Genomic DNA, 22,348 nt, shown 5'->3' with positions numbered 1-22,348 from the left:
TGGTTAACCCGGCTCAACGGATTTGATGGAGCACCATGCAAGCCAATCGATTGATCATGAGCGTGGCCGCGCTGTTGGTACTGGCCGGTTGCGGCACTCAGCGCCCTCAGGAACCGCCGGCCCGCAAGCCTGCCGAGGTCAAGGCCGAGATCGTCAGCCTGCTGCCGGCCAAGACGGTCGACCGCCAGGGCTGGGCCACGGACATCTATGCGGCGTTTGCCGCGCAAAAGATTTCGCCGACCACGCAAAACCTGTGTTCGGTACTCGCGGTCGCTGAGCAAGAGTCGACGTTTCAGGCTGATCCGCCGGTGCCGGGCCTGGGCAAGATCGCCCGGGATGAAATCGACCGCCGCGCCGATAAGGCCCACATTCCCAGCTTGCTGGTCAGCGGTGCCTTGCAGGTGCGTTCACCCAACGGCAAAAGCTACAGCGACCGACTGAATGCCGCGCGCAGCGAAAAAGAGCTCAGCGCGATTTTCGATGACTTCATCGGCATGGTGCCCATGGGCCGGACCTTGTTCGGCGGCTTCAACCCGGTACACACCGGCGGGCCGATGCAGGTCAGCATCGACTTTGCCGAGCAGCAGGCGCGGGATTATCCCTACCCGGTGAACGGCTCGATTCGTCACGAAGTGTTCACCCGTCGCGGTGGCCTGTATTTCGGTATCGCCCACTTGCTCGGCTATCCGGTGAGCTATCAGCAGCCGCTGTATCGCTTCGCCGATTTCAACGCCGGTTGGTACGCCAGCCGCAATGCGGCGTTTCAGAACGCGGTCAGTCGTGCGACGGGTATCCCGCTGGCGCTGGATGGCGACCTGGTGCGCTACGACTCGATCATGCCCGGCACCACGGAACTGGCGGTGCGCACCCTTGGCAAGCAATTGGACATGCGCAACCCGACCATTCGGGATCAACTGGAGGAGGGCAAAAATCTTCAGTTCGAGGACACCACGCTCTATCAACGCGTCTTCGCTTTGGCCGAACAGGCCGAAGGCCGGCCATTACCCCGGGCGGTGTTGCCGGGGATCGTGCTGCAAAGCCCGAAAATCACCCGAAAACTCACCACGGCGTGGTTTGCCAAGCGGGTCGACGAGCGTTATCAGCGCTGTATGAAGCGCGCGGGAGGGTAACCGGGCAAGTTCGCTCCCACATGGTTCGTGCGCAGTCTTTGGCATCTGCTACAAAGAGAGAGTCGCAGAGGAGATTTAGTCATGTACCAGCTCTATGGGCATCAGAATTCGGGGGCGGCCGCCATCGAAGCCGCGCTGGAACTGTGCGAGGTTCCTTATCGCTTCATCGACGTTTCATCGTCCCCGCAGGCGCTGCATGCGCTGGAGAAGCTCAACCCGCTGAAGCAGGTTCCCACTCTGCAACTGCCTGATGGCGGCGTTCTTACCGAGAGTGCGGCCATCCTGATTCACCTGGGCCTTACGTTTCCGGAGTCGAATCTGTTGCCGGAAAATCCGATCAAGCGCGATCAGGTGATTCATGGCCTGGTGTATATCGTCAGCAATTGTTACACCGCCATCGGCATCATCGATTACCCCGAACGCTGGCTGGCCGAGGCGGACGAGTCGTCCCGGCAAAACCTCATGGCCGGTGCCCGCCAACGCCTGCATTGGCATTGGGAGGTGTTTGCCGATCAGTTCGCCGGCAAGTTGTACCTGGACGATGGAAAACCGGGTGCGCTGGATATTCTGGCAGCGGTGGTAACGCGGTGGGCGGGTACCCGGGAACACTTGCGCATTGCGCGGCCGGGGTTCTTCGCCTGGCTCGAACGCTTCGACCGCCACCCTGCATTGGCGCCGGTCTTCTCTCGGCATTGGCCATAGGAACACCGCCAAACACATATTGTGGGGGGGCGGGCTTATCTGTGGCGAGGGAGCAAGCTCCCTCGCCACAGATAAGCCCGGCTCCTACAGGGGGATTTGCGGTGTGTCGTGCAATCACTCGCCGCGAATGTACTGCTCCAGCTGCCGAATCAGTTCAGCCTGTTCGGCAATGGCTTCCTTGACCAGGTCGCCGATCGACAGCAAGCCCATCAGCTCACCGTCCTCCACCACCGGCAAGTGCCGCAGGCGTTTGTCGGACATGATGCCCATGCAGGTTTCGACGGTTTGATGGGTGTCCACGGTGATCACCGGCGACACCATGATGTCGCTGACCGGTGTGCCGACGGAGGAGCGCCCCTTGAGCACCAGTTTGCGCGCATAGTCCCGCTCACTGATGATGCCGACGACCTTTCCGTCTTTGAGGACCGGTAACGCGCCGACGTTTTTGGCGGCCATCACCATCAGCGCTTCCAGCACCATTTGATGAGGCGCAATGGTGTGGACTGCCTGATTCTGTTGGGCCTTTAACTTGAGCAACTGGGCGACGGTTTTCATGACGGCTTCTCGGGTGTTGTCGTTGTCCTTGAAGAATCGTAGAGACAGGCTCACAGAGCAAGGTGCAAAGCGGCAGATAACACGCAAATAGCGTCATTCAGTGATTTTTCTTTGTAAACTCCCGCAGCCCTCCCGGGCACCCTGCGCAATTGTGGCGAGGGAGCTTGCTCCCGTTCGGCTGCGTAGCAGTCGCAATCCGATAAACGCGGTGTGCCTGAGAGACCGTGTTGGCAGGTTTGAGGCCCGCTTCGCAGGCCAACGGAGCGGTGCGGCGTTCCGACAAGCCCCCTCGCCACACCGGCGATCACGCGTAGAATCACCCCTTGAATCAAATCGTTGAGGTCGCAGTGGTGGATTTACAGCAGGGCTTCGTCCTGACCCGGCATTGGCGCGATACCCCGGCCGGCACCGAAGTCGAGTTCTGGCTGGCGACCGATGCCGGTCCCCGGCGCATCCGCCTGCCGCATCAACCGTCGGTCGCGTTCATTCCACAGGCCATGCGCGAGCAAGCCGAAGCGGTGTTGCGCGGCGAAAAGAACGTTGAACTGCGGCCGTTGGCGCTGCTGGACTTCGAGCACCGCCCGGTGCTGGGCCTGTATTGCCAGCAGCACGGCCAGCTGATGCGCCTGGAAACCGCACTGCGCAAATCAGGCGTCGAGGTGTTTGAAGCCGACATCCGCCCGCCGGAACGCTACATGATGGAGCGGTTCATCACCGCGCCGGTTTTGTTCGGTGGCACGGCTGGCGCCGACGGCCTGCTGCTCGACGCGCAAATGAAACCCGCCCCCGGCTATCGGCCGAACCTGCGGCTGGTCTCGCTGGACATCGAAACCACCGCCCAGGGCGAGTTGTACTCCATCGCCCTGGAAGGCTGCGGTGAGCGTCAGGTGTACATGCTCGGGTCGCCCAATGGTGATGACAGTGGGGTGGATTTCCAGCTCGAATACTGCGATTCGCGAACCCTGCTGCTGAAAAAACTCAATGAGTGGTTCGCCCGGCATGACCCCGACGCCATCATCGGCTGGAACGTCGTGCAGTTCGACCTGCGCGTCCTGCACGAACATGCCCGGCGCCTGGCGGTGCCGTTGAAGCTGGGGCGTGGCGGCGAAGAAATGCAGTGGCGCGAGCACGGCAGCGGCAATCATTATTTCGCCTCGGCTGCCGGCCGGTTGATCATCGACGGCATCGAGTCACTGCGTTCGGCGACCTGGAGCTTCCCCTCGTTCAGCCTGGAAAACGTCGCGCAAACCCTGTTGGGTGAAGGCAAGTCGATCGACAACCCGTACCAGCGCATGGACGAAATCAATCGCATGTTCGCTGGGGACAAACCGGCCCTGGCCAAGTACAACCTCAAGGACTGCGAACTGGTGACGCGGATCTTCGCCAAGACCGAGTTGTTGACCTTCCTGCTGGAGCGCGCCAGCGTCACCGGATTGCCGGCGGACCGCAGCGGCGGCTCGGTAGCGGCGTTCACCCATTTGTACATGCCGTTGATGCACCGCCAGGGTTTCGTCGCGCCGAACCTTGGCAATAAACCACCGCAGGCCAGCCCCGGCGGTTTTGTCATGGACTCGCAGCCGGGGTTATACGAGTCGGTGCTGGTGCTCGACTACAAAAGCCTCTATCCGTCGATCATCCGCACCTTCCTGATCGACCCGGTGGGCTTGATCGAGGGGCTCAAGCATCCTGACGACAGCGAGTCGGTGCCAGGCTTTCGCGGCGCACGTTTCTCAAGGACCCGGCATTGCCTACCGGCCATTGTCGCCCGAGTCGCCGAAGGCCGCGAAACCGCCAAGCGCGAACACAACGCGCCGCTGTCCCAGGCGCTGAAAATCATCATGAATGCGTTTTACGGTGTACTGGGTTCCAGCGGTTGTCGCTTCTTCGATACCCGGTTGGCTTCGTCCATCACCTTGCGCGGGCACGAGATCATGCTGCGTACCCGCCAACTGATCGAAGCTCAGGGCCATGCGGTGATCTATGGCGACACCGACTCGACCTTCGTCTGGCTGCGCCGCCCCCATGGTCAGGCCGAAGCCGCGCAGATCGGTCACGCGCTGGTGGACCACGTCAACCAGTGGTGGCGCGAGCATGTGAAACAGGAATATGGGCTGGAAAGTGCCCTGGAGTTGCAGTTCGAAACCCACTACAAACGCTTTCTGATGCCGACCATTCGCGGTGCCGAGGAGGGCAGCAAGAAACGCTATGCCGGGTTGGTCACCCGCGCCGACGGCACCGACGAGATGGTCTACAAAGGCCTGGAAACCGTGCGCACCGACTGGTCGCCGTTGGCCCGGCAGTTCCAGCAGGAACTGTACCTGCGCATTTTCAACCGCAAGCCCTATCAGGATTACGTGCGTGACTATGTGTGCAAGACCCTGGCCGGTGAGTTCGACGAGCGCCTGATCTACCGCAAACGCCTGCGTCGGCCCCTCGATGACTATCAGCGCAATGTGCCGCCCCATGTGCGGGCCGCGCGGATCGCCGATGACTACAACGACCAACAGGGGCGGCCGCGGCAGTATCACAACGGCGGCTGGATCAGCTACGTGATCACGGTTGCTGGCCCCGAGCCGCTGGAAATCCGCAGCGCGCCCATCGACTACGACCATTACGTCACCCGGCAGCTGCAACCGGTGGCGGATGCCATCCTGCCGTTCGTGGATGACGATTTCTCAACGCTGATTGGGGGGCAGCTGGGCCTGTTTTGAGTCCAGCAGCGACAGCGTCCAGTCATCCGGTATGCCGTGAAAGTACTGATCCAGCGCCTGATGGAACAGACTGCCTTTTGGCGAAACCTGGGCGAACAGCGTCATCGATGAATGAAACTTGAGGTTGTCGGGGTGCCCGAAAATCTTGGTGATCGAGCGTTGAGGAATGTCCAGCACCAATTGCGTGCAGGTGCGCAAGCGCGGACCCAGTAGCGGATGCTTCAGGTACGCCGCAGCTTCCTCGCTGGAGTGAATGGCAAAGTAGCGGGACATTTCGCTGTCACCCAACCCGGCAAACTGCGGAAAGATGAACCACATCCAGTGTCGGCGCTTCTGGCCGGCGCGCAGTTCATCCTGAACCCACTCGAACACAGGATCCTGCGCCTGGACGAAGCGTGGCAAATTGAAAGAGTCGAGCTGATCGGTACTTCTCATGCCGATGCCCTCTGATAGATCCGCGATGGCTCAGACCATGGCCAACCGCTGCTTGCGTTGTGGCGCGCGAAACGCTTGGTCCAGCGCCTCCAGATCCCCAGCCTCCAGACACAATTGCGCCGCTTGTGCGTTGAGCCGCACATGCTCGGGGTGGACCGCTTTGGGGATGGCGATCACCCCGTTCTGACGCAGAATCCATGCCAGCGCTACCTGCGCAGGTGTCGCCTCGTGACGGGCGGCAACTTGTTTGAGTATTGGATTGGCCAGCATGTGTCCGCCCTGGCCGATCGGACAGTAGGCCATCACCGGCATCTTTTGCCGTTGGCTCCAGGGCAGCAGATCGAATTCGATGCCGCGCTCTTCCAGGTTATACAGCACCTGATTGGTGGCGCAGGCCGGTGAGGCCAGCTCTTCCAGATCATCCAGGTCGAAATTGGACACGCCCCAACGGCCAATCTTGCCGTCTTCGCGCAGGCGTTCGAAGGCCTCGACGGTTTCCTCAAGGGGATACTCGCCGCGCCAGTGCAACAGATAAAGATCGATGTAATCGGTATTCAACCGCCGCAGGCTGCGTTCACAAGCCTGGGGGATGCCTCTGCGGCTGGCGTTGTGAGGGTAGACCTTACTCACCAGGAAAACCTGGTCGCGCAGGCCTGTGATGGCTTCACCCACCACCTCTTCGGCGCCCCCTTCAGCGTACATCTCAGCGGTGTCGATCAGGGTCATGCCCAACTCGATACCCAGGCGCAGCGCTGCAACTTCCCTGGTGTGTCGGGAGCGTTCCTCTCCCATGTGCCAGGTGCCTTGGCCGATGACCGGCACAGGGCGGCCGGCCAGCTCAAGAGTCCGCATGAATCCTCCTTGTCGAAGTCCGATCGATACTACAGTTGGCAGCAAAATAGCAGGGTGGTTCCGTCGTCATCATGAAAGATCGCAGCCTGCGACAGCTCCTGCGAGGGCGGGGCACACCCGCGATATCACGGGTGTACCCAGCCCCCTGGAGCTGCCGAAAGCTGCGATCTTTTGATCTACCGGGCGGAGAACCTGAACACGGTGGTCTGGGCATAGGTCTTGCCTGGATCCAGCCGCGTGGACGGGAAGCTCGGCTGGTTCGGCGAGTCCGGATAATGCTGGGTTTCCAGAGTAAAGGCACCCCAATGTGGGTAAATCTTGCCGGCCTTGCCCTTGACCGAGCCGTCGAGGAAGTTGCTGGTGTAGAACTGTACGCCAGGTTCGGTGGTGTAGAGCTGCAAGCGACGGCCGGATTGCGGATCGCTGACATCGGCGGCGAGTTTGCCCAGGTCACCCTTGGCGTCCAGCACCCAGTTGAAGTCAAAACCGCCTTGTTTCGGTTCGGCGAATTTCAACTGTGGGTGATCGGCCTTGATGTGTTGACCGATGGCGGTCGGTTGAGTGAAGTCCATGGGCGTGCCGGCGACCGGGGCCAGTTCACCGGTGGGGATCAGTTTGCCGGTGACTGGCGTGTAACGGGCGGCGTGCAAGGTCGCCAACTGCTTCAACACATCGCCGTTACCCGCGCCGGCCAGGTTGAAATAGCTGTGGTTGGTCAGGTTCAGCACCGTGGGCTTATCGGTGCTGGCCTTGTAGTCGATGCGCAGCTCATTGTTCTCGGTGAGGCTGTAGGTGACCTCGGTTTTCAGGTTGCCGGGGAAACCCATTTCGCCATCCGACGACAGGTACGTCAACGTCACGCCCACCGAATCCTTGCCCTTGCTCGGTTCGGCTTTCCACACCCGCTTGTCGAAACCTTGAGCCCCCCCGTGCAGCGAATTGCTGCCGTCGTTGAGCGGCACTTGAAAGCGCTTGCCATCCAGCTCGAAGGCGCCGTTGGCCAGGCGATTGCCGAAGCGGCCGATGGTCGCGCCGAAAAACGCCGTGCCACTTTGATAACCCTGCACGTCGTCGAAACCGAGCACCACATCGTCGAGCTTGCCGTTTTTATCCGGCACTTTCAGCGACTGGAGAATCCCGCCGTAAGTAATGACCGTGGCCTGCAGGCCATGGCTGTTGCGCAAAATGTATTGCTCGACGGGCGTGCCGTCATTGGTTTTGCCGAAGGCTTTTTGTTCGCTGGACAAACCAGTGGCGTGAGCGGAGAGGGTGGCGATCATCAGGGACAGTCCGAGGCCGGAGAGCAGGTGTCGGGATTGAAGCATGGTTGACCTTCCTTTTTGTTGTTTTTAAGAAGTAGTCATACTAATGATCGTGTTTAAGTGCGATCAAGGAAGGATTTATAGCTTATGTCTCGAGCATTGCAATTAAAAGTATGACTAATAAGGGATCGCTTTCATGGTGACCAGAGCTTACGGACCACCGGCACTGCACTTTTTCAGCTTTCACGGTTCTATCCTTGGCCAGCCCGCGGCGATCCCCACTGCCGGCCCATGCCCAAGTTCAAGAACCCATGGCTCGAGTTTTACCCCGTTTTACCCTGCACATTCGCCGTCATTGCTTGCTGCTGATTAGCCTGTCGATGCTCCTCGCCAGTGGTTGCAGCCATCAGCCGGGCAACGATGTCATCAGCCAGTTTCGCGATGGCAAACCCCAGGAACTCCTCCAGACCAGCGTCGACCGCATGGCGACCCTGACGATGCGCGACAACCTCGAAAGCCTCTACCTGCTGATGAACAAGCTCTACCTGCGCAACCCGCAGGAGCTTAAAAAATCTGGCTTCCTCGATGTCGGCACCGCAGAAAAACAGGTGCGCATGGCTATCGAACAGCAAGAGCCGCTGCCCACCCTCGGCGGCAAAAAAGACCTCGCGGCGCTGAGCTTCGCCATGAGCCCGGAATTCCTCGGTGACCGGGTCGGCGCATTCATCTATGCGATTGGCAGCATGCTGGTGACGGCCCATGGCAATCGGCTGGAGTTCTACATGACGGATGCGCTCAACCCGACCTTCGTCAGCAATGCCGCGCGCAACATCGAAAAAGCCACCTGGATCTTGAGCCAACGGCAAAACAGGCAAGGCGAGCCTTTGCTGTTCTCCAATGAAATTTCGGAGGAGGGCAGCAACCTGAGTTTTGCCGTGGAGTTCGGCAAAATCGTCGCGCGACTGGACCTGCTGACCCAGATGCTCGATGAGCGGTACCGGCGGATCGGCCTGAACTACGCCCAGAGTCTGCTGTTCCTGAATTTTTTGCCGGTGCAGTGAGATGTCGGATAAAGCGCAATTCTTGTGGGGTTGGTATTGAGTGGGGAGTCGCTGTTTCAAATCGGTGAATTGGCATAACGATAGACCGCATCGATATATGTGGTTATAAGAAAAATCGCTATGCTGCTGACCGGTTTGTTTCCTGCGAATTTCTGGGCGTATTAATGGATTTCGGTAATTTCGGGTTGGTCGTAGCGGGTCTGGTGGTCGGCTTTATTGTCGGCATGACCGGTGTTGGGGGCGGTTCGTTGATGACGCCAATCCTGCTGTGGTTCGGCGTTAACCCGGCCACGGCGGTGGGCACGGATTTGCTGTACGCGGCCATTACCAAATCCAGTGGTGTGCTGGTTCATCGCAAGAACAAGAACATCGACTGGGCGATCACCGGTTGGTTGACCCTCGGCAGCGTGCCGGCGGTAGCCCTGACGCTGTGGTTCCTGAGCACTTTGCAGACCTCGCCCGAGGCGATGAACGCCGTCATCAAACAGGCGCTGGGCTTCGTATTGTTCGCCACGGCGCTGGCGATTTTCTTCAAGAAACGCTTGCTCGATTTCGCTCACAAACGGGCGGGCGGTCACTACAACCCCAGCGGTTCCCGGTTGAATGCACTGACCGTGATCACCGGTCTGGTGCTAGGCACCATGGTGGCCCTGACCTCCATCGGCGCTGGCGCCCTGGGCACCGTTGCGCTGTTCATCCTGTATCCGCTGCTGCCCACTCGTCGCCTGGTCGGCACCGAAATCGCCCACGCGGTGCCCCTGACCCTGGTCGCCGGCCTGGGCCACGCGAGCATGGGCAATATGGATTGGCACGTCCTGGGCTTCTTGCTGGTCGGTTCGCTGCCAGGGATTTACCTGGGCAGCCATTTGACCGGGCGCATCTCCGACGAACTGCTGCGTCCGTGCCTGGCCACGATGCTGGTGCTGATCGGCTATAAACTGGCGTTCTGATCCGATACCGCTTCCCGAGTAAAAATCTCCAGCAGATGCCCGTCCGGGTCATCGAAATACACCCGCCGGCCACCGGCGTAATCGTTGATCTCGTTGGGCCGCTGCTTACCGGGGTCGGCCCACCACGGCTGCTTGATCGCCTGCAGGCGAGCGAAGGCCGCATCGAAGTCGTCGTCTCCAATCAAGAACGCATAGTGCTGGGACGCGATGGGCGGGTCGTTGTTGTAGAAATCCAGCGACACCCCGTTATCAAACTTGACCACCAGCATCGGCCCGAACGGCTCGGGATCGGGCAGGCCGAGGAGGTCGGTCAGGTAGCGTGCCGACACCTGTTTGTCACGGCACCAGACGATGGTGTGGTTCAGCTGAGCGCTCATGGATAAACCCTCACGATGAATCAGCTATGAGATTAGCTCAGGCTGTTGCGCAATGACCGCCCTGACCTAAGCTTGGGCAAGGCGGAACACAATCGCGGTGCATCGCCCGGAACGATCACCGCGATGCGCAATCATTAGAGCGTGGATATCAAAAGGAGATGCGCATGCTCATCAGGTCTTTGACCCTGGCTACCCTGTTGGCTTTCGTCGGTCCTTCATTCGCCGCCGATGACGATTCCCCTCTGGTTAAAGACGTGGGCCGGGCTCGTCCCCTGATTGTCATCGCGCCCAGTTCGGTGGACCCGGTTTGGCTCAACCTGAAAAAATCACTGGACGACTCTGCCAACCGCAAAGGCTTCACCGATCGAAACATGGTGCTGTACACCGTGATCAATACGATGGGCCAACGGGACGGCAAAGACCTCGACCCGCAATCGACGATGGCGTTGATCCGCTCGCTCAAGCTGGGCGCCGGGGCGAAGAGCAAAGTCATCCTGATCGGCAAGGATGGCGAAAAGAAGCTTGAGCAGTCGGATGCGGTCGAGTTGAAAGAGATATTCAACACCGTCGACCAGCTGCCGACGGCCGAGAAGGAAGCAACGGTACCGGTGCCAGCGCCGGTGGCTGAAGTCGCACCGGTCAAAGGTGCTAAAGGCACCAAAGGCAAACCGGCGAAGCCTGCCAAACCAGCTGAGCAACCGGATGATTGAATTGAGTTGAGTCGTGGTGAGAAGGCTTACCCCAATGGGCGACCCCAACAGGTCGCCCATTTTGTTTGCCAATGGAAATCCGAAATTTGGTGACCCATTGTGGTGAGGCACAAGTGAGTGGCTGTCGGGTTACTGGGATCAATCGGCCAGCGCACTCAATATTTTGTGAGCAATTTTGACTCGGTCCGGGTTCGGGTAGTTTTTGTTGGCCAGGATCACGATGCCGATGTCCTTCGCCGGGATAAAAGCGACGTAGGCGCCAAAGCCGCCGGTTGAGCCGGTTTTGTTGATCAGCACGGTGTCGCGTTGAGGTTGTGGCGGGGTCAGCCACCGGACTTCATGGGCCTCAAATGCCATCTGCGACGAGTTGCCGGCCAGTAGGGTGTCGAGCGTCACCGGGTAGTTGTAGAGCTCCCATCCCAACCCTTGAGTCATCTCGCCAACCCGGTAATACCCGGTGTGAGTGCTGGCGATGGCTTGCTGCAAAGGCTTTTCCAGCGACGCGGGATTCATGTTCGCCTCAACATAGCGAAGCAGGTCCGCGGCGCTGGTTTTCACGCCGTACGCTTCGGAATCCAGCGCACCCGGCTCGACCCGCACAGGCTTGTCATCCTTGCTGTAACCCTGGGCGTAAAGCGCCATCTGATCCTGCGGCACCTTGAGGTAGCTGTGCTTGAGGCCGAGTTTCGGCAGCAAGGTTTTCTCCATCAGCTCATCGAACGGCGCCCCCATGCTTTGGGCCGCCAGATAGCCGAACAACCCAAGGCTGGGGTTTGAATACTGGCGATGAGTGCCGGCGGCGTAGGTGGGTTTCCACTGCTTGAAATAGCCGAGCATCTTGTCCTGATGGTCTGCCTCGCTGGGGAATTGCAGGGGCAGACCGCCGGCGGTGTAGGTGCCGAGTTGCAGCACGCTGATGTTATCGAACGCGCTGCCGTGCAAGGCCGGGAGTACCTGGCTGGCGTTGTCCGACAAGGACAGTTTGCCGCTCGCCTGGGCATAGGCGGCGAGGGTGGCGGTGAAGGTTTTGCTCACCGAACCGATCTCGAACAGGGTGTTTTCGGTGACGGCTTTACCGTTTTCTTTCGAGGCCACGCCGTAGTTAAAGTAATGCGGCTGACCATGGACGGTGATTGCGATCGCGAGGCCGGGGATCTTCTGTTGCTGCATCACCGGTTCGATGGCGGCTTTAACGATGGTTTCGATGCGCTCGTCAGCAAAGCTGTGGCTGGCACCGAGGAGAAGTGCGAAAGCGCTGTAGGATATGAGTTTCTTCTGATTTTTTTTACGCATGATTGAGACGCTGTCCATGATTGTTCGTGGTGTTAACCGCTACACTCCGAGCGGTTTTTCAAGGCGGTCCGCTGTTGGGCGAGCCAAATCTAGGCAGTTTGGCGAAGACCGGCAAACGACGATATTTCGGATGAGCCATTAGAAAATTTTGGGGGCTGGCATGATTCGACCTCATTTGCCGCTGAATGCGCTGCGCGCTTTCGAGGCTTCGGCGCGCCATTTGAGTTTCACCCGGGCGGCCGTGGAGTTGTGCGTCACGCAGGCGGCGGTGAGTCATCAGGTCAAAAGCCTTGAGGCTCAGCTTAACGTGACTTTGTTCAAACGCCTGCCCCGCGGCCTGATGCTGACCAGCGAAGGTGAAACCCTGCTGCCGGTGTTGCGCGAATCCTTCGACCGGATTGCCGAAACCCTGGAGCGTTTCGAGGGTGGACATTTTCGTGAAGTGTTGACGGTGGGCGCTGTGGGGACGTTCGCGGTCGGTTGGCTGTTGCCGCGATTGGCGGATTTTCAGAAGAAACATCCGTACATAGATTTGCGCCTGTCGACCAATAACAACCGGGTGGATGTGGCCGCTGAAGGCCTGGATTACGCCATCCGCTTTGGCGCGGGGGCGTGGCATGGGATTGAAGCGGTGCGGTTGATCGAGGCACCACTGTCGGTGCTCTGTGTGCCGGAGATCGCCCGGCAATTGCAGGCGCCAGAGGATCTGTTGCAGCAAACGCTGTTGCGCTCCTATCGCACGGATGAGTGGCCGGAGTGGTTTCAGGCGACCGGTCTTTCGGCCCATGCCGTGCTGCCCCGAAGCATCGTCTTCGATTCCTCGCTGGCGATGATGGAGGCTGCGTTGCAAGGTGCAGGAGTGGCATTGGCGCCGCCGCTGATGTTTGCCCGGCAACTGGCGGCGGGCGCAATCGAGCAACCGTTCGCCATCGGGATCACCACCGGCAGCTACTGGCTGACCCGCTTGCAGTCGCGCCCCGAAACGTCGGCGATGGCGGCGTTCCGGGGTTGGCTGCTGCAAACGGCCCAGATGAAATAGTGGAAACACCACTCCTTGTGGGAGCGGTGTTTCCAGAGGTCTAGCGCACCAGGCACGGCCGCTTGTTATCGAACTTCCATCCCGGAATCAGAAACTGCATCGCCACGCTGTCATCCCGCGCGCCGAGCCCCATGCCTTGGTACAGCTCATGGGCCTTGGCCAGTTGATCCATGTCCAGCTCAACCCCCAGGCCAGGTTTTTTCGGTACTTGCACGCAGCCGTCGACGATTTGCAGCGGTAACTGGGTCAGGCGCTGGCCGTCCTGCCAGATCCAGTGGGTGTCGATGGCTGTGATCTCGCCCGGCGCGGCGGCCGCGACGTGGGTGAACATGGCCAGGGAAATATCGAAGTGGTTGTTGGAATGCGAGCCCCAGGTCAGGCCCCACTCGTGACACATCTGCGCTACCCGCACCGAGCCCTGCATGGTCCAGAAGTGCGGGTCCGCCAAAGGAATGTCCACCGACTGTAGCTGGATCGCGTGGCCCATTTCCCGCCAGTCGGTGGCGATCATGTTGGTCGCGGTTTTCAGGCCCGTGGCACGACGAAATTCAGCCATGACTTCGCGGCCCGAGTAACCGTTTTCCGCCCCGCACGGGTCTTCGGCATAAGCCAGAACATGATGCTGATCCCGGCACAGGCGGATCGCTTCCTTGAGCGACCAGGCGCCATTCGGATCGAGGGTAATGCGCGCATCGGGAAAGCGCTCGGCGAGGGCCGTGACCGCTTCGATTTCCTCGTCGCCGCTCAACACGCCGCCCTTGAGTTTGAAGTCCTTGAAGCCATAGCGGGCGTGAGCGGCGACCGCCAGGCGCACCACGGCGTCGGCGCTCATGGCTTTTTCGTGACGTACGCGGAACCAGTCATTGTCGGCATCCGGTTCATCGCGATAAGCCAGATCGGTTTCGTTGCGATCACCGACGTAAAACAGGTAGCCGAGCATCTTCACTTCATCGCGTTGCTGGCCTTCGCCGAGCAGTGCGGCCACCGGCACGTCCAGGTGCTGGCCAAGCAAGTCGAGCAGGGCCGCTTCCAGGCCGGTGACCGCGTGAATGGTGATGCGCAGGTCGAACGTCTGCAAACCGCGACCGCCGGCATCGCGATCGGCGAAGGTCTGGCGCACTTGATTGAGGATCTTCTGGTAGGTGCCGATCGGGCTGCCGACCACCAGTGCGCGCGCGTCTTCCAGGGTCTGGCGAATGCGCTCGCCACCGGGTACTTCGCCGACGCCGGTGTGACCGGCGTTGTCCTTGAGGATCACGATATTGCGGGTGAAGAACGGGCCATGGGCGCCGCTCAGGTTGAGCAGCATGCCATCGTGGCCGGCCACCGGCACAACCTGCATGCTGGTGATGATCGGGGCTTTTGCGGCTTCTTGTGGGTTCATTTTTTTGTCCTTTCAACCAATATTCAAGCGTGATTCGGCGCTGGTTTGCCCAGTGCAACGGCCGGTGCGGGTTTCGGTTTATTGCGCGCGGCGAAAACGATGATCGCGGCGATGATCGAGGTAGCGGCCAGGCCGTAGAGCCCGCCCTGGATTGAACCGGTGTGCTCTTCCAGCAAACCGAAGGTGGTCGGCGCCACGAAGCCGCCGAGGTTGCCCACCGAGTTGATCAGCGCGATCACGCCGGCAGCGATCCGCGCATCCAGGTACGCCTGGGGAATCGGCCAGAACAGCGACGAAGCCGATTTGAAACCCAATGCGGCGAAGCAGATCGCAACGAAGGCGAAGATCGGCCCGCCGGTGGTGGACATGAACATTCCCGCCGCAGCGATCAGCAGGGCAGTGGCGACCCAGGCTTGCTGGTGCTTCCATTTGCCCGACAGCGAGGCAAAGGCGTACATGCCGACGATCGACAGCAACCACGGAATCGAGTTGAACAAGCCGACCTGGATGTCGCTCAGGTCGCCCATTTTCTTGATGATGCTCGGTAGCCAGAAGGTCGCGGCATAGATGGTCAATTGAATGAAGAAGTAGATCAGGCAGAACAGGATGATCTGGCGGTCCTTGAGCAGTGTGCCCAGCGACGGTTTGATCGGCGTCGCGGCTTCGCGGGCCAGTTGTTCGTCATCGATGGCTTTGACCAGCGCGTCCTGTTCGGCCAGGGTCAGCCATTTGGCGTCGTGGGGTTTGGAGTCCAGCCAGCACCAGACGAATACGCACAACCCGACCGAGAACATGCCCTCGATGAAGTACATCCACTGCCAGCCGTGCATGCCCAAACCGTTGATTTGCAGCAGCAGCCCCGACAGCGGGCCGGAGATCAGCGAAGCAATCGCCGAGCCGCTGAGGAAGATCGCAATCGCCTTGCCGCGTTCCACACCGGGCAACCAGCGGGTGAAGTAATAGATCACCCCGGGAAAGAACCCGGCTTCAGCCACGCCGAGCAGAAAACGCAGGATGTAGAAGTGGGTTTCGTTCTGGATGAACGCCATGCAGGCGGCCACCAGGCCCCAAGTCAGCATGATGCGGGTCAGCCAGATTCGCGCGCCGACTTTTTGCAGGAGGATGTTGGAGGGCACTTCGAACAGCGCGTACCCGATGAAGAACAGACCGGCCCCGAGGCCGTAGGCGGCAGCGCCAATCCCCAAGTCATGTTCCATGTGGGCGCGGACGAAGCCGATGTTCACCCGGTCGATGTAGTTGACGATGAACATGATCACGAACAGCGGCAGGACGTGGCGTTTCACTTTTGAGATGGCGGACTTCAGGACCGAATCGGCGCCATCGTTCATCCCGGATATGGATGTATTCACTTGTTTTTCTCCCACTCGTTATTTTTATGCGGGGTGTAGCTGGGTGTGGCGTTGTTGATAGACATCATACAACTTGTTTTTTTGATTCGACAAGCACTGTGGTCCAATAAAAAGGCTATTTGTCGGGTGATTTCTATGCTTTTTTGGGTCGGGTGTGGGGTTGTGATGGTGTTCGTGTGGTCAATTCGTTGAGTGTTGTCATACAAGTTTGAGGCTGTTTTCTAGGGATTCCAATCGATTCCGGTGCTACGATCCGGATAGCCCTGCCTTACGGATAATCACCATGCAAGAAGACATCGACGCACCCGCCCGCAAGCGCGCTCACAACCTGGCCCATGATCTGGTGGCCAAGCTGACCCAGAGCATTTTGCTCGGCCAGATGCTGCCGGGGGACAAGCTGCCGTCGGAGAACTCGATTGTTCAGGAGCATGGGGTCAGCCGTACGGTGGTGCGCGAGGCGATTTCGAAATTGCAGGCTTCAGGGCTGGTGGAAACCCGTCACGGCATCGGCACCTTTGTCATCGAGCGTGCGCCGGAGCAGGGGTTGCGGCTGAATGTCGATACCGCGCTGGGGGTGCGCAGCATTCTGGAATTGCGCATGGGCCTGGAAACCCAGGCCGCCGCGCTGGCAGCGGTGCGTCGTACCGATCAGCAATTGGCGCAGATGCGTGAAGCGCTGGATGACTATCAAAGTTTGCTGGCCAACAACGACAGCTGCGTCGAGGCCGACAAACGTTTCCACCTGCTGATCGCCGAAGCCACCGGCAATGTATGCTTCACAGAGATCATGCAGCACTTGGGCAATGCGATGATTCCCCGCACCCGCGTCAATGCCGCCGAGCGCGGGTCAGCGGATTTGAGCAAGCTGGGGCAACTCGCCAACCTTGAACACGAGGCGATTCTCAACGCCATCAAGCGCCAGGATCCGGATGCGGCGCGGGCAGCCATGTGGTTGCACCTGACCAACAGCCGCGACCGCTTTTCGGCGGGCGGCAGCTGATTCGTCAGTGATCTGTGAGCGGGCTCGATGATTTTCAGCTCACACCAACATCGCGCATCAGCAATCCATAACGCAAATCCACCGCATCCGGAATCGGCAAATACACCGTGTGCCCATCCCCTGGCGCCACTTCAATCGCCTCGCCCCTGAGGTTCTGCAGTTGATGCAGGTCGAAGTGGAAGTTGCCCTTGGGCGTCATCAGTTCCATGTGATCGCCCAGGCCAAAACGATTCTTCACCCGTACCTCGGCCAGCCGGTCGCGGCGTTCGCCGGTCAACTCCCCAACGAACTGTTGGCGCTCTGAAATCGAGCTGCCGTTCTGGTAGTTCTGGTATTCGTCATGCACGTGCCGGCGCAGAAAACCTTCGGTGTAGCCGCGCTGAGCGAGGGACTCCAGATCAGTCATCAAGCTGCGATCGAACACTCGGCCAGCCACCGCATCGTCGATCGCGCGGCGGTAAACCTGGGTGGTGCGCGCGCAATAGAAATGCGATTTGGTCCGGCCTTCGATCTTCAGTGAATGCACGCCCATCTGTGTCAGGCGCTCGACGTGCTGGACGGCGCGCAGGTCCTTGGCGTTCATGATGTAGGTGCCGTGTTCATCCTCGAACGCCGGCATCAGTTCGCCGGGGCGATTGGCCTCTTGCAACAGGAACACCTGATCGGTCGGCGTGCCGAGGCCCAGGGTCGGTTCGGGAGAGTGGTGCTGGACGATTTCACCCAGTTGATTTTCGCTGGCCGGTGTCGCCGAGTATTTCCAGCGACAGGCATTGGTGCAGCTGCCCTGATTGGCGTCACGCTTGTTCATGTAGCCCGACAACAGGCAGCGCCCCGAATAGGCCATGCACAATGCGCCGTGCACAAACACTTCCAGCTCCATTGCCGGGACGTGCTGGCGGATTTCGGCGATTTCTTCCAGCGACAGTTCGCGGGACAGGATGATCCGGCTCAAGCCCTGTTGCTGCCAGAACTCGACGCTGGCCCAGTTCACCGTGTTGGCTTGCACCGACAGGTGGATCGGCATCTGCGGGAAGTGCCGGCGCACCAGCATGATCAGGCCGGGATCGGACATGATCAGCGCGTCCGGCGCCATGCCGATCACCGGTTCCAGATCCTTAAGGAACGTTTTCAGCTTGGCGTTGTGCGGGGCGATATTGACCACCACATAAAAACGCTTGCCCTGAGCCTGGGCCTCGGCGATGCCGAGCGCGAGGTTGGCGTGATCGAATTCGTTATTGCGCACTCGCAGGCTGTAGCGCGGTTGGCCGGCGTATACCGCATCGGCACCGTAGGCGAAGGCATAACGCATGTTTTTCAGGGTGCCGGCAGGGGCGAGCAGTTCCGGGGGGATGAGTGGCATGGCGCAAGTCATGGCAGTGTCGATCGCAAAAGCCGGCAAGGGTAAGCGGCCTGCACGCGGGGTTTATTGATCTGGATCTATGCTTGACCAACAAACAGATGGCACTCGCGCCAACCGTGGCGGACTAAATATAAGGACGCGAATTTTCGCTTCTGCGCATTGGCATGGACCGGACATGAACGAAACGAAGCTCCAGAACACTTCGCTGATGGTCTTGCTGGCTGTGGTGACCGTTGCCTTCGTCTGGATTCTGCTGCCGTTCTACGGTGCGGTGTTCTGGGCGGCCATCCTCGGCATTCTGTTTGCGCCCTTGCAGCATCAGTTGCAGCTGAGATTCGGTTGGTCACGCAACCTGACGGCCCTGTGCACCTTGAGTCTATGTGTGCTGATTGCGATCCTGCCGGTAATCATCATCAGTACCTTGCTGGTTCAGGAGGGCGCGGCGCTTTATGGCCGAATCGAAAGCGGCGAACTGGACATTGCCGGGCATGTGTCGCAGTTCAAACACAGCTTACCGCCGTACTTTCAGCACTTGCTCGATCGTTTCGGCATGGGTGAACTGAGTGGGCTTCGCGAGAAAATCATCAAGAGCATGATGCAAGGCAGTCAGTTTCTGGCGTCCCAGGCGTTCAGTTTTGGCCAGGGGACGTTCGATTTCGTGGTGGGTTTTTTCATCATGCTGTATCTGCTGTTTTTCTTTCTGCGGGACGGGTCTGAACTGGCGCGCAAAGTGCGCGCGGCGATACCGCTGGAAGATAACCAGAAGCGTCGCTTGCAACTCAAATTCAATCGGGTGGTGCGGGCCACGGTGAAGGGCAGTTTGCTGGTGTCGATCACGCAAGGGGCGTTGGGCGGGTTGATTTTCTGGTTTCTGGATATCCCGAGCGTGCTGCTCTGGGCGGTGTTGATGGCATTCCTGTCGCTGTTGCCGGCGGTGGGGGCGGGTATCGTCTGGGTGCCGGTGGCGGCGTATTTCCTGCTCAGCGGTGCGATCTGGCAGGGCACGGTGCTCGCGTTGTTCGGGGTGTTCGTGATCGGGTTGGTGGACAATATCCTGCGACCGATTCTGGTGGGCAAGGACACCAAAATGCCTGACTACCTGATTCTCATCTCGACCCTGGGCGGCCTGGCGATTTTCGGCCTGAACGGTTTTGTCATCGGCCCGTTGATTGCCGCGTTGTTTATGTCGAGCTGGGCGATTTTCGTCGATACCAAACAGCGGGTTCAGCTGCCTTAAGCGTTGAGCTGGCCTGAGCCGATACGTTGCGACAGGGCTTGGGCGTCGGGAAGCGAAGTGAGCGGGCCGCTGATCGGTTCGCCGTCCTGTACGAGATACCAGCAGGCAAGCAATCCCAGTGCTCTGAGCGGTGCGGGAACGGCGCTGCCGATAACGGACATAATCTGAACCTGAGCCATAAGTACCTCCATCAATCTGTGGGGTTACCTTACGGATCGGACGCTTGAGTGGAAAATCAACGCTTTCGATAGTCGTCATTGATGCCAGTGAGTGTTGGCGATCAGTCCACGACTTGATCGAGCATATGCACGACTTCCTGTTCATTGAGCAGGCCTTTGCGCACCAGGTTTTCCGCCAGCAGCGAGAGAAACTTGGCGCTGCGATGGCCTTCCAGGTGCTTGAGCTCGGTCAGTGCGTTGTACACCTTGCTGGATGTGCACAAGCCGACAATGCGGTGCGGGTTTTGTGTGGGCATGAGGTCGTCCTTGTTTTTATCAACCTGTTGTTTATGGACAGATCAAGCTTGCGGGCCTGTCATGACATAAATATGACCGACTTTACCTGCCGGTACTGTCCCGACAGCGACCTTGACGAGATTTATTCAGACTCCGTTCGCCTTGCGGCCACAAAAAAGGCCCCGCTGTTGAGGCGGGGCCTGATGAGTCTGTTACCAGCGGTCGTCACGGTAATAACCATGGGGATGGCCATAGTAGCCGCGCGGTGGGCCATAGTAGCCGCGTGGTGGACCGTAATAAATCGGTGCCGGGCGGTAGTACATCGGTTGTTGGACATAGACCGGCGCCGGTTGGTAGTAAACGGGCGGTGGCTGTACGTAAACCGGTTGAGGCTGAGCGTAAACCGGTTGCTCTACATACACCGGCCGGTCGCGGCCGATAATTGCCGAGCCGATGATTGCCGAGCCGACGATCGCACCAAACACAGCCGGACCTTCCCAGCCACGACCACCTGCTTCTGCCTGCCCTGCGATAGCGAGAGCACCGATCAGCAAGGCTACTGTGGGGATTTTACGGATCATGATAAGTCCTCGGTTCTTCGACCCGGCGCTTGGGTCTGCAATAGACACAAGTTGTCGCGGGGATACTTCTAAGACAGCAATTTTTTGAAAATCAGCACAGCCGTTGGGTAAATTTTGTGTAAGGTCTGTACCGGTTTCTTTACGGTGCTGTCTGGTACAGACATACCCTTATGATCGACCACAATCCGGTGGAATTGTTAATTCCGTCCATCTGAAAGTGCTACTGAAGGAGATTCGGATGCAGATGAACCCCAACAAAGACACCCAGTTGTGCATGTCACTCTCGGGCCGTCCCGGCAATTTCGGCCTGCGGTTTCACAATCATCTGTACGAACAACTGGGGCTGAATTTTTACTACAAAGCCTTCAGCAGCCAGGACCTGACGGGGGCTGTCAGCGGCATTCGTGCGTTGGGCATTCGGGGGTGCGGCGTGTCGATGCCGTTCAAGGAGGCCTGCATCGCGCTGGTCGATGAGCTGGATGCATCGGCCGAGGCTATTCAATCGATCAACACTATCGTCAACACCAACGGCCACCTCAAGGCCTACAACACTGATTACATCGCCGTCGCCCAGTTGCTCGAAACCCACCAGGTGCCCAAGGATTCGACCTTTGCCCTGCGCGGCAGCGGCGGCATGGCCAAGGCTGTGGCCAGTGCCTTGCGCGATGGCGGCTACAAAAACGGCTTGATCGTGGCCCGTAACGAACGCGCCGGGCGTGCCCTGGCCGAATCGCTGGGTTACCAATGGCAGGCGGAACTGGGTGCTCAACGCCCGCAGATGCTGATCAACGTCACGCCGATCGGCATGACCGGTGGCCCGGAAGCCGATCAACTGGCGTTTCCCCCTGAAGCCATCGCTGCCGCTGAAACGGTCTTCGATGTGGTGGCGATTCCCTCGGAAACACCGCTGATCGTGCGTGCTCGTGCCGAAGGCAAACGGGTGATCACCGGGCTGGAAGTGATTGCCATCCAGGCGCTGGAGCAGTTCGTGTTGTACACCGGCGTGCGTCCGACCGATGAGCAGTTTCAGAAAGCCGTGGCGTTTGCCCGGAGCTGAATTCCGATTATCGGTTGGACCTGTGGCGAGGGAGCTTGCTCCCGTTGGGTCGCGAAGCGGCCCCAAAGCAGTCAGCACACCGAGTTTGCCGGCCTTGCGGCTGCTTCGCAGCCGAACGGGAGCAAGCTCCCTCGCCACAGGGAACTCGGTACATCGGGAAGGGTTATTCGAGGCGCGCCAGGCGTTCTTCCAGTGCCGCGATTCGCGCTTCAAGCTCTTCGATTCGCTCAACCGACACACCGCCACCGGTGCCACGTTCCACCGGATTCTGTCGGGCCGCGAGGATCGCTTCGATATCCGCCGGATCACCCAGCGCATGCATGTAACGATCTTCGCGCTGACCGGCCTGGCGCGGGATCAACAGCGCCAGGCCTCGGGCGATCAAGCGCTCCAGTTGATGCACCACTTGTTCGGCATCTTCGAAGTCATGCATGCGGCCGCTGCGGGTCAGCAGTTCGTTGACCGTCTGCGGACCGCGCAGGAACAACAGCCCCGTCAGAATCACCTGGGCCGGCACCAGTTCCAGCGCCTTGTCGACCCGATGTTCCCAGCGGTCGGCACGGCTGCCCATCACCAGCCGGGTGAAGCCGCGACCTTCAAGGGCGCGCAGGCTCTGGCCAACCTGGCCCTGGCTGAGGTTCATCACCGGTTCGCGGCTGGTTTTCTGGTTGCAGGCAATCACCAGGGCATTGAGGGTCAGCGGATAGGTTTCCGGGCTGGTGGCCTGTTTTTCGATCAACGAGCCCAAAATGCGGATTTCCGTGCTGTTGAGCCGCGGTTCGTCGAAGGTCGTCTCTTGTTCAGTGCTCATCGCGCTTTTCCCTAGG

At 59.5% G+C, this 22,348-nt stretch carries 23 protein-coding genes; 10 read left to right on the top strand and 13 right to left on the bottom strand.

Going from position 1 to position 22,348, the window contains the following annotated elements; translation table 11 throughout:
- The first annotated feature begins 35 nt into the window (after positions 1-35).
- Entirely contained in the window at positions 36-1,130 is a 1,095-nt protein-coding gene (locus tag F475_RS13690) for a DUF1615 domain-containing protein (protein ID WP_111454112.1), read from the top strand.
- An 81-nt stretch (positions 1,131-1,211) separates the two neighbouring features.
- On the top strand, positions 1,212-1,832 hold the full coding sequence (locus tag F475_RS13685; RefSeq protein ID WP_018925392.1) for a glutathione S-transferase N-terminal domain-containing protein: 621 nt from the start codon (positions 1,212-1,214) through the stop codon (positions 1,830-1,832).
- Positions 1,833-1,946: 114 nt separating this feature from the next.
- Here F475_RS13685 and F475_RS13680 read toward each other — a convergent pair whose 3' ends face one another.
- The gene (locus tag F475_RS13680; RefSeq protein WP_007939416.1) at positions 1,947-2,387 is read right to left on the bottom strand and encodes a CBS domain-containing protein; all 441 of its coding nucleotides are present in this window, start codon (positions 2,385-2,387) and stop codon (positions 1,947-1,949) included.
- A gap of 350 nt (positions 2,388-2,737) precedes the next feature.
- Between F475_RS13680 and F475_RS13675 the strand changes: the two genes are divergently transcribed.
- Positions 2,738-5,098: a DNA polymerase II gene (locus F475_RS13675; protein ID WP_177431106.1), complete on the top strand. Its 2,361-nt coding sequence runs from the start codon at positions 2,738-2,740 to the stop codon at positions 5,096-5,098.
- Here the strand turns inward: F475_RS13675 and F475_RS13670 are convergent.
- The 3 genes from F475_RS13670 to F475_RS13660 form a co-directional block, all read right to left on the bottom strand.
- Positions 5,063-5,533: a DUF1810 domain-containing protein gene (locus tag F475_RS13670; protein ID WP_111454111.1), complete on the bottom strand. Its 471-nt coding sequence runs from the start codon at positions 5,531-5,533 to the stop codon at positions 5,063-5,065. The genes F475_RS13675 and F475_RS13670 overlap by 36 nt on opposite strands.
- Before the next feature lie 30 nt (positions 5,534-5,563).
- Positions 5,564-6,385: an aldo/keto reductase gene (locus tag F475_RS13665; protein ID WP_111454110.1), complete on the bottom strand. Its 822-nt coding sequence runs from the start codon at positions 6,383-6,385 to the stop codon at positions 5,564-5,566.
- Positions 6,386-6,561: 176 nt separating this feature from the next.
- A complete protein-coding gene (locus F475_RS13660; protein WP_111454109.1) occupies positions 6,562-7,710 on the bottom strand; it encodes an aldose epimerase family protein in 1,149 nt (382 codons plus the stop codon).
- Between the two features lie 248 nt (positions 7,711-7,958).
- Between F475_RS13660 and F475_RS13655 the strand changes: the two genes are divergently transcribed.
- Positions 7,959-8,708, top strand: coding sequence for a hypothetical protein (locus tag F475_RS13655; protein WP_018925397.1), 750 nt, complete (start codon positions 7,959-7,961; stop codon positions 8,706-8,708).
- A gap of 164 nt (positions 8,709-8,872) precedes the next feature.
- Positions 8,873-9,658, top strand: coding sequence for a sulfite exporter TauE/SafE family protein (locus tag F475_RS13650; RefSeq protein ID WP_018925398.1), 786 nt, complete (start codon positions 8,873-8,875; stop codon positions 9,656-9,658).
- On the opposite strand, the gene F475_RS13645 is transcribed toward F475_RS13650, so the two are convergent.
- Positions 9,640-10,035, bottom strand: a complete 396-nt coding sequence (locus F475_RS13645) for a VOC family protein (RefSeq protein WP_007939410.1) — start codon at positions 10,033-10,035, stop codon at positions 9,640-9,642. The two genes, F475_RS13650 and F475_RS13645, sit on opposite strands and share 19 nt — an antisense overlap.
- A 164-nt stretch (positions 10,036-10,199) precedes the next feature.
- Here F475_RS13645 and F475_RS13640 point away from each other — a divergent pair, with 164 nt between their 5' ends.
- Positions 10,200-10,745 carry a DUF4174 domain-containing protein gene (locus F475_RS13640; protein WP_111454108.1) on the top strand — a complete coding sequence of 182 codons (546 nt, stop codon included), beginning with the start codon at positions 10,200-10,202 and terminating at the stop codon, positions 10,743-10,745.
- A gap of 138 nt (positions 10,746-10,883) precedes the next feature.
- On the opposite strand, the gene ampC is transcribed toward F475_RS13640, so the two are convergent.
- Positions 10,884-12,038 (bottom strand): class C beta-lactamase, encoded by a 1,155-nt coding sequence (gene ampC / locus F475_RS13635; protein WP_371924317.1) that lies wholly within the window; start codon positions 12,036-12,038, stop codon positions 10,884-10,886.
- 160 nt (positions 12,039-12,198) lie between these two features.
- Here ampC and F475_RS13630 point away from each other — a divergent pair, with 160 nt between their 5' ends.
- On the top strand, positions 12,199-13,077 hold the full coding sequence (locus tag F475_RS13630) for a LysR family transcriptional regulator (RefSeq protein WP_018925401.1): 879 nt from the start codon (positions 12,199-12,201) through the stop codon (positions 13,075-13,077).
- Between the two features lie 40 nt (positions 13,078-13,117).
- On the opposite strand, the gene gudD is transcribed toward F475_RS13630, so the two are convergent.
- On the bottom strand, positions 13,118-14,461 hold the full coding sequence (gene gudD, locus F475_RS13625; RefSeq protein ID WP_064618924.1) for a glucarate dehydratase: 1,344 nt from the start codon (positions 14,459-14,461) through the stop codon (positions 13,118-13,120).
- Between the two features lie 23 nt (positions 14,462-14,484).
- Complete coding sequence (locus F475_RS13620) at positions 14,485-15,831, bottom strand: MFS transporter (protein ID WP_111454106.1); 1,347 nt, start codon at positions 15,829-15,831, stop codon at positions 14,485-14,487.
- 283 nt (positions 15,832-16,114) lie between these two features.
- On the opposite strand from F475_RS13620, the gene F475_RS13615 reads away from it, so the two are divergent.
- Positions 16,115-16,831: a FadR/GntR family transcriptional regulator gene (locus tag F475_RS13615; protein WP_007940425.1), complete on the top strand. Its 717-nt coding sequence runs from the start codon at positions 16,115-16,117 to the stop codon at positions 16,829-16,831.
- A gap of 34 nt (positions 16,832-16,865) precedes the next feature.
- Here the strand turns inward: F475_RS13615 and yegQ are convergent, their stop codons facing one another.
- A complete protein-coding gene (yegQ, locus tag F475_RS13610) occupies positions 16,866-18,191 on the bottom strand; it encodes a tRNA 5-hydroxyuridine modification protein YegQ (protein WP_111454105.1) in 1,326 nt (441 codons plus the stop codon).
- Between the two features lie 175 nt (positions 18,192-18,366).
- On the opposite strand from yegQ, the gene F475_RS13605 reads away from it, so the two are divergent.
- Positions 18,367-19,428, top strand: coding sequence for an AI-2E family transporter (locus F475_RS13605; RefSeq protein WP_018925405.1), 1,062 nt, complete (start codon positions 18,367-18,369; stop codon positions 19,426-19,428).
- On the opposite strand, the gene F475_RS13600 is transcribed toward F475_RS13605, so the two are convergent.
- The 3 genes from F475_RS13600 to F475_RS13590 all read right to left on the bottom strand — a co-directional run bounded on the left by F475_RS13600 (position 19,425) and on the right by F475_RS13590 (position 20,464).
- Positions 19,425-19,607, bottom strand: a complete 183-nt coding sequence (locus tag F475_RS13600; RefSeq protein WP_018925406.1) for a hypothetical protein — start codon at positions 19,605-19,607, stop codon at positions 19,425-19,427. The two genes, F475_RS13605 and F475_RS13600, sit on opposite strands and share 4 nt — an antisense overlap.
- 101 nt (positions 19,608-19,708) lie before the next feature.
- Complete coding sequence (locus tag F475_RS13595) at positions 19,709-19,903, bottom strand: hypothetical protein (protein WP_018925407.1); 195 nt, start codon at positions 19,901-19,903, stop codon at positions 19,709-19,711.
- A 192-nt stretch (positions 19,904-20,095) separates the two neighbouring features.
- Positions 20,096-20,464, bottom strand: coding sequence for a hypothetical protein (locus F475_RS13590; protein ID WP_018925408.1), 369 nt, complete (start codon positions 20,462-20,464; stop codon positions 20,096-20,098).
- A 238-nt stretch (positions 20,465-20,702) separates the two neighbouring features.
- Here F475_RS13590 and F475_RS13585 point away from each other — a divergent pair, with 238 nt between their 5' ends.
- A complete protein-coding gene (locus tag F475_RS13585) occupies positions 20,703-21,521 on the top strand; it encodes a shikimate 5-dehydrogenase (protein WP_018925409.1) in 819 nt (272 codons plus the stop codon).
- A 163-nt stretch (positions 21,522-21,684) separates the two neighbouring features.
- Here the strand turns inward: F475_RS13585 and F475_RS13580 are convergent, their stop codons facing one another.
- The gene (locus F475_RS13580; RefSeq protein ID WP_018925410.1) at positions 21,685-22,332 is read right to left on the bottom strand and encodes a YceH family protein; all 648 of its coding nucleotides are present in this window, start codon (positions 22,330-22,332) and stop codon (positions 21,685-21,687) included.
- Positions 22,333-22,348 lie beyond the last annotated feature (16 nt).

This window comes from Pseudomonas sp. URMO17WK12:I6, assembly GCF_003253625.1.
Classification (GTDB): domain Bacteria; phylum Pseudomonadota; class Gammaproteobacteria; order Pseudomonadales; family Pseudomonadaceae; genus Aquipseudomonas.
Note: the sequence above shows the minus strand (reverse complement) of the source record. Positions and strands in the feature narration are given on the sequence as shown.